We start from the raw sequence: 12,270 nt of genomic DNA on the forward strand, positions 1-12,270 counted from the left end.
GTTGCGGGCGTGTGACCAGCGCCCTCTCCGGTCACAACCCCGAGGCTCAGCAGCTCTACGTGGACAACGTGCTCGGCATGTTGCCCGATACGGCACAGTGCGTGCTCGACATGGGCTGCGGGCTACACGGCCTGAGCCGCAGGATGCTCAGGCGCGGGGCGCAGATGGTGGCGCTCAGCCCCAGGCAGGACCACATCTCCCGCATCCAAGGGGCCAGGTCGATAGCCTGCGCGCCGCGTGCGCACCATGACCGCGCAGACAACACCCACACGTCGATCAACGTGGTGATGAAGCTCGCGGTCGTTACCGCCGAGTGTGTTCGAACGCGTTCAGCACCGTGGTGGCTGCGCTCGTGGCGGTGACCCGCCCGGCGCGGAGGTCGCTCTCCAGCTGGGGCAGCAGCGTGCGCACGCCGGGCGCTCCGTGCAGCTCGGCGAGCAGGCGCTCCTCGATCATGTTCCACATCCAGTGGACCAGCTGCTTCTCGCGGCGGGCGGCGAGCTCGCCGGTGGCGGTGAGCTTCTCGCGGTGCTCTTCGATCTTGGCCCACAGCTCGGCGAGGCCCACGTTCAGCAGCGCGCTGCAGGTGAGCACCGGCGGGTGCCACGAGCCGCCGTGCCCGCGCATCAAGTGCAGCGCCATCTCGTACTCGCTGCGCGCGCGCTTGGCGTAGACCTCGTTGTCGCCGTCGGCCTTGTTGATGGCCAGCATGTCCGCCACTTCGAGGATGCCGCGCTTGATGCCCTGCAGCTCGTCGCCGGCGCCCGCCAGCATGAGCACCAGGTAGAAGTCCACCATGTCGGCGACCACCGTCTCGCTCTGGCCCACGCCCACGGTCTCGATGAGCACCACGTCGAAGCCGAAGGCCTCGCACAGCAGCATGGTCTCGCGCGTCTTGCGGTTCACGCCGCCAAGGGTGCCGCTGGTGGGAGACGGACGGATGAACGCCCGGTCGTCCCGCGAGAGCTTCGCCATGCGCGTCTTGTCGCCCAGGATGCTGCCGCCCGAGACGCTGCTGCTGGGGTCGATGGCCAGCACGGCCACCGTCATGCCCTGCTGGGTGAGCAGCGTGCCGAAGGCGTCGATGAACGTGCTCTTGCCCACGCCGGGCACGCCGCTGATGCCCACGCGCCGCGCGCCGCCGGTGAGCGGCAGGAGCGCGGTGAGCACCTCTTGAGCCTGGGCCACGTGCCGCTCTGCGTCGCTCTCCACCAGCGTGATGGCGCGCGCGAGCACGGCGCGGTCGCGCGCGCGGAAGCCCTCCACGTACTCTTCGAGGCTCAGGCGCTTGCGGGTGGCCACCACGCGCGGCTCAGTCGTCCGCCACGATGGCGTCGAGCTTGTCCAGCAGCTCGAGAGCGGCCTTGGAGATCACGGTGCCCGGCCCGAAGATGGCTGCCGCGCCCGCCGCGTAGAGCTCGTCGTAGTCCTGCGGCGGGATGACGCCGCCCACCACCACCATGATGTCGTCGCGCCCGAGGGCCGCCAGCTCGCGCTTGAGCTCCGGCACCAGCGTGAGGTGACCGGCGGCCAGCGAGCTCGCGCCCACCACGTGCACGTCGTTCTCCACGGCCTGGCGCGCGGTCTCGGCCGGCGTCTGGAACAGCGGTCCGATGTCCACGTCGAAGCCCAGGTCCGCGAACGCGGTGGCGATGACCTTCTGCCCGCGGTCGTGCCCGTCCTGGCCCATCTTGGCCACCAGGATGCGCGGCCGCCGGCCGTTGTCTTCGGCGAACTTGGCGCTGCGCTGACGCACCGCCTCCATCCCCCCCGCGTCCTTGCCGCCTTGGCCCGCTTCGCTGCTGTACACGCCCTGGATGCTCCGGATGGTGGCCTCGTGGCGGCCGTAGACCTTCTCCAGCGCGAGGCTGATTTCGCCCACCGTGGCGCTCTGCCGCGCGGCGGCGACCGCCAGCTCCAGCAGGTTGCCCTCGCCCGTGGCCGCCGCGTTGGTGAGCGCCTCGAGCCGAGCGGCCAGCGCCACCTCGTCTCGCTCGGCGCGCAGCTCCTTCAAGCGCGCGATCTGTGCCTCGCGCACCGCAGCGTTCTGGATCTTGAGGACCTCGAGGGTGTCCTCCTTCTCGAGCACGTGCTTGTTGATGCCCACGATGACCTGCCGCCCCGAGTCGATGCGCGCCTGCGTGCGCGCGGCGGCCTCCTCGATGCGCAGCTTGGGCAGGCCCTTCTCGATGGCCTTCGTCATGCCACCCAGCGCCTCCACCTCCTGGATGTGTGCCCAGGCGCGCGTGGCGATGTCGTGCGTGAGGCGCTCCACGTAGTAGCTGCCGCCCCACGGGTCGATGACGCGCGTGGTGCCGCTCTCGAGCTGCAGATACAGCTGCGTGTTGCGCGCGATTCGGGCGCTGAAGTCCGTGGGCAGCGCGATGGCTTCATCCAACGAGTTGGTGTGCAGCGACTGCGTGTGGCCCTGCGTGGCGGCCATGGCCTCGATGCAGGTGCGCGCCACGTTGTTGTAGACGTCCTGCGCGGTGAGGCTCCAGCCGGAGGTCTGGCAGTGGGTGCGCAGCGCGAGGCTCTTCTGGCTCTTGGGTTCGAAGCCCTTCACGATGTTGGCCCAGAGCAGGCGCGCGGCCCGCAGCTTGGCGATCTCCATGAAGAAGTTCATGCCGATGGCCCAGAAGAACGACAGGCGCGGCGCGAATGCGTCCACCCCGAGGCCCGAGGCGATGCCCGTGCGCAGGTACTCGAGCCCGTCCGCCAGCGTGTACCCGAGCTCCAGGTCGAGCGACGCGCCGGCCTCCTGCATGTGGTAGCCCGAGATGCTGATGCTGTTGAACTTGGGCATCTTCTCGGACGTGTAGCGGAAGATGTCCGCGATGATCCGCATGCTGGGCGTGGGCGGGTAGATGTACGTGTTGCGGACCATGAACTCCTTGAGGATGTCGTTCTGGATGGTCCCGGCCAGCTTCTCGGGGGGCACGCCCTGTTCTTCACCGGCCACGATGAAGAGCGCGAGGATGGGCAGCACCGCGCCGTTCATGGTCATGGACACGCTCATCTGATCGAGCGGGATGCCGTCGAACAGGATGCGCATGTCCTTGATGGAGTCGATGGCCACGCCGGCCATGCCCACGTCGCCCGAGACGCGCGGGTTGTCCGAGTCGTAGCCACGGTGGGTGGCGAGATCGAACGCGATGCTGAGGCCCTTCTGGCCGGCCGCGAGGTTGCGGCGGTAGAAGGCGTTGCTCTGCTCGGCCGTGGAGAAGCCCGCGTATTGGCGGATGGTCCAGGGCTGCTGGACGTACATGGTGGGGTAGGGCCCGCGCACGAAGGGGGCGATGCCCGGCATGCCCTCGAGGTGGGTCAGGCCCGCCACGTCTTCGGCCGTGTAGAGCGGCTTGACCGGGATGCCCTCGGGCGTCTGGAACACCTCGTCGGCGGCGCTCCCCGCGAGCTCGCGCCACGCGGCCGCATCGGCGCTGCCTGCGGGACGGCTGGCGTCGTCGAACGAGGAGGGTGCTGAAGTCAGGAAAGGTGCTCATCGCGCCACCTCGAGCTCGCTGTGGAGCTTGGCCAGGGTCTCGAGCGCGTTGGCGCCCGCGTAGAGGAAGGCGTCCACGCCTTGGGAGCGATACTGCTCTTGCTTGTCGGGGACCTTGCCGGCCACCGCGATGACCTTCGCGCCGGCCTTGCGGAACGCGTCGCCGAGCTCCACGGCGTCGTCGTAGCGGTCGTCCTTGCCCACCAGCACCACGATGTCGCTCTGGTCGTAGGCGGCCAGCGCCGCGCTCGCGTCGGCGAAGCCCTCGTTCTCCGCGCTCTCGATGCCACCGGCGGCCAGCAGGTTGGCGGTCCACATGCCGCGCGCCTTGTGGTCGGGGATGGGCCCCAGCTGCGCCAGGAACGCGCTCGGCCGGCGTCCATCGCGGGCCAGCGTGGCGTCGCTCGCGTCGCGCAGGGCCTCCCACTCGTCGGCTGCGTGCCAGCGCGGGAGGGGCTCCACGTGCAGCGAAGGGAAGCCGTCGCGCAACATGGTGCCCAGGTTCATCATGTCCACGCCGGCGGCCGTGGCGGCCACCGCGGCGGGCACCAGGCTGCCGGGCTGCGAGGTGCCGCGCGCTGCACGAGCCAGCGCCAGCAGCAGGTCTTGCCGTTCGTCCGGGGTGCCGCGGCCGAACGGGTTGCCCAGCTCGCCCTCCACGTCATCCATGGAGATGGCCTCGCGCTTCACGGCCTCTTCACGCAGGTTGGGGAACTCGTTGACGCCCACGATGGCCGTGCGGCGCGTGGCGATGGCCGTGCGTTGGGCCGCACTCCCAGCCTGGAGCGCGCTGTGGACCAGACCGCGGGCGATGGCCCTGCGCATGCCGCCCTCGGCCTCGAGCTTCTGGAACTGCTCCCAAGCGGCGCGGGCTAGCGTGTCGGTGAGCGACTCGATGAACCAGCTGCCACCCGCGGCGTCGGCCACGCGCGCCAGGTGGGACTCGTCTCGCAGCACCACGTGGGTGTTGCGCGCCACGCGGCGAGCGAAGGCGTCGGACGGGCCGCATAGCTCGTCGAAGGCGCCGGTGGCCACGCAGTCCGCTCCGCCGATGGCCGCGGCGGCCGTCTCGGTGGTGGCGCGCAGCATGTTCACCCACGGGTCACGCCGCGTCTTGGTGAACGACGCCGTGCGCGCGTGCAGCACCGTTCCCTGTGCCGCGGGCGAGGCCCCGAAGGCACCCACCACCTTGGCGAACAGCAGGCGCGCCGCGCGCAGCTTGGCGATCTGCGAGAAGAAGTCCGACGAGACCGACAGCGCGAGGCTCATCTGCCGCGCGGCGTCGTCCGCGCTCAGCCCGCTGCCGATCAGGCGCCGCATGTACTCGGCCACCGTGGCGATGGCGTAGGCCAGCTCCTGCGTGGCGGTGGCGCCGGCGTCTGCGTACGGGCGCGTGGACACGCACACCCCACGCACCCCCGGGGCCTTCTGCTGACAGTAGTGCGCGAGCTCCGTCATGGTGCGCGCGGCCGCTTCGTAGCCGTCGGGCAACGTGCCCGTCTCGGCCAGCGTGGCCAGCGGGTCGGCGCCGAGGCCCCCGCGCAGCTCGGTGAGCGGGACACCGCGGGCCTGAGCGATGGCGAAGTAAGCGGCCGACACCAGCAGCACATCGCTCAGCGACTCGAAGTGCACCGCGTTCTTGCGCAGGTCCACGGCGCCCAACACCGTCTCCACGTCGCCGGCCGTGAGCACGCGCACCCCCTGGTCGCACGCCATGCGGATCCACACCGCGTCGGCCCCGTTCTCGAGGTCGGCCTTCACCATGGCCGCGGCCACCTCCATGCGTGGGTCGTCGTACTCCTGGCACACGTGCCAGCCGGTGCCGGCGTTGCCGAGCGGGGTGCTGCCTCGCGTGAACGGCGGCAGCCCCGGGAAGCCCGCGGGCTGCGCGGGCACGTCGGCGGCCGTGTACAGCGGCGAGAGCGTGATGCCCGGCTCGAGCGTGGTGTTCAGCGAGGACAGCGGCTTCCCTTTCAGGTCGGCCTCGACCTGCGCCTGCCACGCGTCTCTCGAGACGGGCGCGAAAGCGTTCGGGATGGGGGTGGGCTCTTCGGCCATGGGTCGCGCGTTCCTGTAGGGGGAGTTCCGAGGGGCTCGGTCGAACCGTGGGGACCTCTTAGTTCAAGCGCGAAAGCCCCGCAACACTCCTTGTCTCCAGCCGGGGGCCGCGAGACGTCAGAGGGGGGCCCCTCGGGAGGAGAGCACGAGGGCGGCCGCCACCCCGGACGCCACCAGGAAGAGCAGCCCGAAGAGCGCGCCCAGGTGCCGCACGGTCTCACGCCGCAGGGCCTTCATGTCCCCCAGGAGCACGTCGCAGGGCTCCACCACCCAGGTGCCATCCACGTCGCGGGCCACGCCGAAGAGGTGGGCCACGTCGCCGGGCGCGTGTTCGCTGGCGAAGCTCGCGTACACCTCGCCCTGGGTGGCGCGCGGGGTCAGCGTGACGTCCACCGTCTGCAGCACCTTGCCGGCCTGCAGCAGTGTCCCGTTGGCCAGGTAGAGGCTGGCTCCCTGGCCGAGGCTGCTGGACACCGATCGTGTCTGCCAGTGGCGGTAGCGGTCGTGGGTGGTAACGCGGCCTTGTTGGTCCACGCTCTGGGTGGTGCCCAGGTACTCGCTGTGGGCCGTGAACGACTCGCTGCTCCGGCACCCCTTCTCGAGGGCGCCGCTGAAGCGCCCGCGCTGGCTCGACCCCAGCGTGCCCACGGGCACCAGCAGCAGCGGCAGGCCCACGAAGAGCCCAGTGAAGTCGGCCCACTGCCAGCGCAGCACGCGCACGAGGGCATGCACCCCGCCCAGCAGGAGCGTGAGGCACACGGTGGGCACCAGCGCATCTTTGGGCAGGCCCGACACGATCCCGCCGTACGGGATGCCCACGCAGACCGCGAAGATACCCGTCCAGGTCGCGGTCCAGGCCGGGTTGATGAAGCGCACGCGCCCGCTGCGCTTCTGCCCCACGCCGCCCACCACCCGGGTGATCATGGCGCTGCGCCCCGAGAACTCGAGCGCCAGCACCAGGCTCGAGAGCGTGGCCCACAGCGCGAGGCCGAACTCGAGGGCCAGGCCCCCGCTGACCGGCTGGCCGCCAACCAGCCAGGCCATCAGGCTGAACACCAGCGCGGCTGCCCCGGTGACCCACCACGCCACCCGGCGCGCGCGGGCGAGCGGGTGGGGCACGGGCACTCTCGGGGCCTTCGCCGCTTCGACCACAGCGGCTCGGTGAAACTCACGGGTGCCGTTCTTGGGGAAGGGCGTGCTGCTCAGCGGCCGGTTCGCGACGGCGGCCGCCACCAGCCTTTCGTGCGTGCCCGCGGCCTCGCGAAACCCGCCCATCGAGGGGAGTCCCGTGGGCTTGCCCGCCACGTGCACGCTCTCGCCACCCACCAGCTGCTCACCCTCGAGCACCACCTCTTCGTCGTCCGCCGGCGCGTCGGTGCCCAGCTCGTCGCGCAGCCACGGCAGCTCCGCCGCCAGCTCACCAAAGCGTTCCTCGCGGCGCAGCACCGGCCGCCCGTACACGGTGGTGCGGTCGATCTCGAGCGTGACCTCGCGGCCCGTGTCCAGCTGGAGGCGCACGTCGCCCGCGCGGTTCATGGGGAAGGGGCCCTTTTTGGTGCGCAGTGTGAGATGCAGCAGCGGCGCCTCGGGCGTGGGGCCCAGCAGCACGCCGGCGAGCTGTGTGAAGCCCCCCTCGGGCTCGCCCGGCACGGGCGGCGGCGGGGGAGGCGGCGGCTCGGGGGCCTTGGTGGCCAGCTGCTCGAGAGGCGCGGTGAGCAGCGCCACCGCGTCGATCTCGCGGTAGTCGTCGATGGCGGGCGACACCCACAGGCGCAGCTTGCGGAGCGGGCGCGGCGGGTCGAGCGGCACGTACAGCAGCCGCGCCTCGCGCGAGGGCACCTGCTCGTGCTTGGCGCTCCAAAGCAGCTTCCCCTCGGTGTCCGTGGCGCGCACGATGCACCCGGCGCCGCAGATCTCGAGGGCCACGAACCCGTAGCACAGCTCGGTGGGCGCGAACTCCAGCTCGAGCCAGGCGTTGCGGTCGCCGTTGTCCGAGAGCCAGGTCTTGTATTGGTCGCCCCCCTTCGGAAACACGTTGGGGCGCCCGACGGCCTCCTTGGCCTCGTAGCTGGAGGAGTACGAGGAAGACGCGCGGGCCTGCTTGGCCCACGCGAGACGCGGGTCGCCACGCAGGTCGTGGAGTGGGACCTCCTTCGGCGCGTAGCGACGGTGAGTGGTGGGCGGCGGCGCGGGAGGCGCGGCCATCAGCGCGTCCAGCGGCTGGGTGATCAGCCCCACGGCGTCGATCTGCTGGTAGTCGCTCTTGTGCCCCGACAGCGTGAGGCGCACCCGCCTCGGCACCGCCGCGATGGGGTCGAGCGGGATGACCAGCAGCTGCGCGCCCTTCTTGGTGGGTGGCACGCGCTGGTCCTCCCGCAGCAGCTCATCACCCCGGTCGAGGTCACGCACGCTGACCACCGAGCCGGGCCCGCACGTCTCGCACACGATGAGCGCCACGGCCTCGGACAGTCCCGGAAACGTCACGTCCAGCCAGGGCGCGTTGTCGTCCGAGCTCGACAGCCAGGTCCCCTTGTGGTCACCCAGCCGTGGAAAGACATCGGGCGGTCCGCACGCCCCCGACGCCGCGTAGTCACTGCTCCACTCGGACGACGCGCTCGCCTCGGTGGCCCACACCACGCGCGGGTCGGGCACGCTCAGGTCCAGCTCGCGGAGCTGCCGCGCGGAGTAGCGCTTCGGAGTGCGGTCGGAGTCGGCGGACATGGGCCCGGTGCGAATCGGGTCACACCCCATGGACGCGGTCAAGACTCGCGGGGCTAGATCGCGTCTTCAGAGCGTCCAGCCCACGAAGATGGACGCGCTCAGGTCCATCGCCAGCGTCTTCCCATCGCTGCCGTGCGCCCGGATGGGTTCTTGCCGGTGGAGCGCGATGGGCAGACCCACTTGGATCAGCGCGAAACGGTGCGCGCCGCCGAGCCGCAGCCCGATGGACGGTTCGATGACCGGGGCCCAGCTCAGGTCGCGCTGGCGCGGCTGGTCGGGCTCGTCCATGTGCCGCTCGTCGTAGCGGCCGATGCGGCTCTCGAGCCCGGCGCCAACTCGCCCATAGAGCTGCGCGTGCTCGGACGAGACGAACGCATAGCGCACGCCGAGCATGGCGCGGAGGCGCACGATGAAGGCGTCGTCGATCCAGGTGGCGTCCCCCTGGTACCACGTCTCGTTCACCATCAGGAACCCGGCCTCGAGGCCCGAGTCGAACACGAAGCGGCCCCGGGTGAGCGCGAAGCGCGCGCTGAGACCACCGCCCAGGCCCACGCCGCGGTCGTAGCGGGACGACGCGAGCGGCAGCGCTCCCGAGAGCCCCAGCTCCAGCTGGGTGGAGCGCACTTGCACGCTCTGGGCCGAGGCGAGCGTGGGAGGAAGGGAGCACACGCCGAGCAGGGCCATCAGCGTGAAGCGGACATGCAAGCGGGTAGGCATTGCCACCCAAGCAAGCTGCCAGCTGCTCGCTACCCTGGCCAGCGTGACGTGGCCAGACCCCCGAGGTGCAGCTCCCCGTTGGCGGTGGCCCACGCGACTGCTCCCATGACGCCCACCCCGAGCGCGACCAAGGCTGCGCCATAGGTACGGAAGACCTGCTCCAACTGGCCCGTGCTCGCGTGCACGCGGTAGACGGCTCGCGCGGTGCAGGTCACGAAGTCCTCCGAGGCCGGCACCCAGGCCGCCTCGAGGAAGGGCCCTTCGCCCGAGGGAGACGTGATGTGCTGGACCGTGCCGCCCAGGGTCTTCCACTCGACGAAGCTCGCAGCGCCAGGGTAGCGCGGACGCCGCAGCAGCCTCGAGCCGTGGGCGTCGTAGGCCACCACCAGCTCTCCACGGCCCTCCGCGTCCCACAGACACAGCGTCTCGGCAGTCTGCACATCCAGTTGCACGACCCGACCCGACACCTCCGCGACCAGCGCGTGGCCACTCGGCATGCGGCACACACGCGCCGACGAGGTGCCCACACGCAGCCGCCGGGCCGGCGCGTCGGGCTCGAAGATCCACAGGTCGCCGTGGCGAGCCGCTGCCACCCGCGTCTCGTCCAGGAACAGCAGCGGACCCAGGCGCTCGGTCTCCCCGTAGGTGGTGTGCGTGTTCGTCTGCGGTTCCCAGATGACCACCTCGCCGTAGTCCACGGGCGGCGCGAAGGTGCTCCAGGCGATGCGGCCGCCGTCCGAGAACGCCATCGTCAGCACGCTGGGCATCGGCACCGACCGGGCGCGCTCCACTCCGGTCGCAGCGTCGATCCAGAGGTTGAGCGCGCCCGTGGTCCCATACAGCGCCACCGCGAACGAGTCGCGCCTGGGGCTCACGGCCAGGCACTCGGCCCGCTCCCGGAACAGCACCTCCCCGGTCGCCGAGTCCACGAGCAACGTGGTGCCGCCGGGTGCGCAGACCAGCACGCGGCCTCCGGCGAGGACATGCAGCTGCTCCGCGCGGACGTCCATCTGCACCCGCGCGATCTCGCTCTCGTGTCCGGGAACCTCGTGGTCGCTGTGCGGATCGTCGGTCATGCCGCGCAGCAGTAGGCGCCACCAAAGCGCCCATCGCAAGCCTGCTCAAAGGAGGTTCGCCCTCCCGGGCCTCGGCGTGTAAGGTCCGCCCATGGCCAGCCCGCTGTTCACGCGCAAACCCATCAAACGCATCCTCGACGAGATGGCCGGCGACAACCGGCTGCACCGCGTGCTCGGGCCCGTGTCGCTCTCCAGCCTCGGGGTGGGCGCCATCATCGGCACCGGCATCTTCGTGCTCACCGGCGTGGCCGCGCACGACAAGGCCGGCCCGGCGCTCATGCTGTCGTACGCGTTCGCGGGCGTGGCCTGCATCTTCGCGGCGCTCTGTTACGCGGAGTTCGCGGCCATGGTGCCCGTGGCGGGCTCGGCCTACACCTATGCGTACGCCACCCTCGGCGAGCTGGCCGCGTGGATCATCGGCTGGGACTTGATCCTCGAGTACGCGGTCGCGTCCGCCACCGTGGCGCACGGCTGGTCGCACTACTTCCAGAACCTCATCGGCATCTTCGGCATGCAGCTGCCCGAGGTCTTGAGAACGGGGCCCTTCGACTACGACCCCGACAGCGGTCAACTGGTGTCCACGGGTGCGTTCATCGACTTGCCCGCGGTGCTCGTGGCCGGCTTCGTGACCGTCATCTTGGTCAAGGGCATCAAGGAGAGCGTCACGTTCAACAACGCCATGGTCGCGGTGAAGCTCGCCATCGTGCTCTTCGTGATCCTCGTCGGCATGCAGCACATCAACACGGCCAACTGGGAACCGTTTGCGCCGTTCGGCTACGCAGGCATCTCCATCTTCGGCCACGTCTTCGGGCAGACCGGCAACGGCGGCGAGCCGCTCGGCATGATGGCGGGCTCGGCCACCATCTTCTTCGCGTACATCGGGTTCGACTCGGTCTCCACACACGCCGAGGAAGCGAAGAACCCGCAGCGCGACGTGCCCATCGGCATCATCGTCTCGCTGGTGCTCTGCACGCTGCTCTACATCGCAGTGTCGGCGGTGATCACGGGCATGGTCCCGTACGACCAGATCGACATCAACGCGCCCATCCCCGCCGCGTTCGCGTCCATCGGCATGCCGTGGGCGCAGCTGCTCATCGCGGCCGGTGCGTTGGCGGGCATCACCTCCGTGCTGCTGGTGCTCATGCTCAGCCAGCCGCGCGTCATGCTGGCCATGGCCCGCGACGGCCTGGTGCCCAAGGAGTTCTTCTCGGCGGTCCACGAGAAGTTCCGGACGCCCTGGAAGTCGTCCATCCTCACCGGCGTGTTCGTGGCGCTGCTGGCCGGCTTCCTGCCGCTGCGCGTGCTGGCCGAGCTGGTCAACATCGGCACGCTGTTCGCGTTCGTGGTGGTGTGCATCGCGGTCTTGGTGCTGCGCAAGACGCACCCCGAGCTGCACCGCCCGTTCAAGTGCCCGTGGGTGCCCGTCGTGCCCATCATCGGCATCATCATGTGCCTCTTCCTGATGCTGTCGCTGCCGGCCGAGAACTGGCTGCGGCTGGTCATCTGGCTGGGCATCGGCTTCGTCCTCTACTTCGCGTACGGGGCCAAGCACAGCGTGCTGCGCAAGGAGCGGCAGCAGGCCGAGTAGCCGCGCGTCAGCGCAGCAGCCAGAGGCGCGTGCGCAACCCCAGCGTGCTGGTGTAGCCCACCTCGCGGTGCTGGATGCGGCCGTCGGCGTCCACCCAGAACGTGGTGGGGAACGCGGCCACACCATAGGCGCGCGACAAGCGGCCCGCGGGGTCGCTCACGGTGGGCATCACCAGATCGCGCTCGGCCATCCACGAAACGATCGCGTCGGGGGAGCCGGAGTTGACCGCCACCGTGAGCACTTGATGGTCGCGCGCCACGGCGGCGACGTTCGGGTCCACGTGCTCGCACACGCCGCACCAGGTGGCCCAGAAATAGACCACGGCAGGGCGCCCGCGCAGGGCCTCGAGGGACAGCAGCTGGTCCGGTGCGTGGATGGACCGCCCGATCACCGGCGGCGCCGTGCCTTCTGCGGCGCCCCGCAGCTGCCACGCGCGCACCCCCAGGAACACCACCAACAGCACCAGCACCTGCGGGCCCCACTCGCGGGCGATGCGACGAACTCGGGCTGTGAAGGCGGTGGTCATGGCCGGTCGGCAATCCTTTGGTGCAGGGTGGTCGCGCTGGCCAGCCGAGCGCTACTGGCGCATCTGATTGCTTGTTCAGTGG

9 protein-coding genes are annotated in these 12,270 nt (G+C 70.5%); 2 read left to right on the top strand and 7 right to left on the bottom strand.

What is annotated here, in order from left to right; translation table 11 throughout:
• Positions 1-11 precede the first annotated feature (11 nt).
• On the top strand, positions 12-362 hold the full coding sequence (locus tag IPI43_15660; GenBank protein ID MBK7775544.1) for a hypothetical protein: 351 nt from the start codon (positions 12-14) through the stop codon (positions 360-362).
• Here the strand turns inward: IPI43_15660 and meaB are convergent.
• From meaB to IPI43_15690, 6 genes are all read right to left on the bottom strand, one after another.
• Positions 304-1,302: a methylmalonyl Co-A mutase-associated GTPase MeaB gene (gene meaB, locus IPI43_15665; protein MBK7775545.1), complete on the bottom strand. Its 999-nt coding sequence runs from the start codon at positions 1,300-1,302 to the stop codon at positions 304-306. The two genes, IPI43_15660 and meaB, sit on opposite strands and share 59 nt — an antisense overlap.
• 10 nt (positions 1,303-1,312) lie before the next feature.
• The gene (scpA, locus tag IPI43_15670) at positions 1,313-3,490 is read right to left on the bottom strand and encodes a methylmalonyl-CoA mutase (GenBank protein ID MBK7775546.1); all 2,178 of its coding nucleotides are present in this window, start codon (positions 3,488-3,490) and stop codon (positions 1,313-1,315) included.
• Between the two features lie 9 nt (positions 3,491-3,499).
• Positions 3,500-5,560 (bottom strand): methylmalonyl-CoA mutase small subunit, encoded by a 2,061-nt coding sequence (locus IPI43_15675; GenBank protein ID MBK7775547.1) that lies wholly within the window; start codon positions 5,558-5,560, stop codon positions 3,500-3,502.
• A gap of 117 nt (positions 5,561-5,677) precedes the next feature.
• Positions 5,678-8,281, bottom strand: coding sequence for a hypothetical protein (locus IPI43_15680; protein MBK7775548.1), 2,604 nt, complete (start codon positions 8,279-8,281; stop codon positions 5,678-5,680).
• 66 nt (positions 8,282-8,347) lie between these two features.
• Positions 8,348-9,004 carry a hypothetical protein gene (locus IPI43_15685; protein MBK7775549.1) on the bottom strand — a complete coding sequence of 219 codons (657 nt, stop codon included), beginning with the start codon at positions 9,002-9,004 and terminating at the stop codon, positions 8,348-8,350.
• Between the two features lie 23 nt (positions 9,005-9,027).
• Positions 9,028-10,074, bottom strand: a complete 1,047-nt coding sequence (locus IPI43_15690; GenBank protein MBK7775550.1) for a hypothetical protein — start codon at positions 10,072-10,074, stop codon at positions 9,028-9,030.
• Between the two features lie 91 nt (positions 10,075-10,165).
• On the opposite strand from IPI43_15690, the gene IPI43_15695 reads away from it, so the two are divergent.
• Complete coding sequence (locus tag IPI43_15695; protein MBK7775551.1) at positions 10,166-11,662, top strand: amino acid permease; 1,497 nt, start codon at positions 10,166-10,168, stop codon at positions 11,660-11,662.
• Between the two features lie 7 nt (positions 11,663-11,669).
• Here the strand turns inward: IPI43_15695 and IPI43_15700 are convergent, their stop codons facing one another.
• Positions 11,670-12,188, bottom strand: coding sequence for a protein disulfide oxidoreductase (locus IPI43_15700; protein ID MBK7775552.1), 519 nt, complete (start codon positions 12,186-12,188; stop codon positions 11,670-11,672).
• Between the last annotated feature and the right edge of the window lie 82 nt (positions 12,189-12,270).

This window comes from Sandaracinaceae bacterium, assembly GCA_016706685.1.
In the GTDB taxonomy this organism is placed as follows: Bacteria; Myxococcota_A; Polyangia; order Polyangiales; family Houyiibacteriaceae; genus JADJJE01.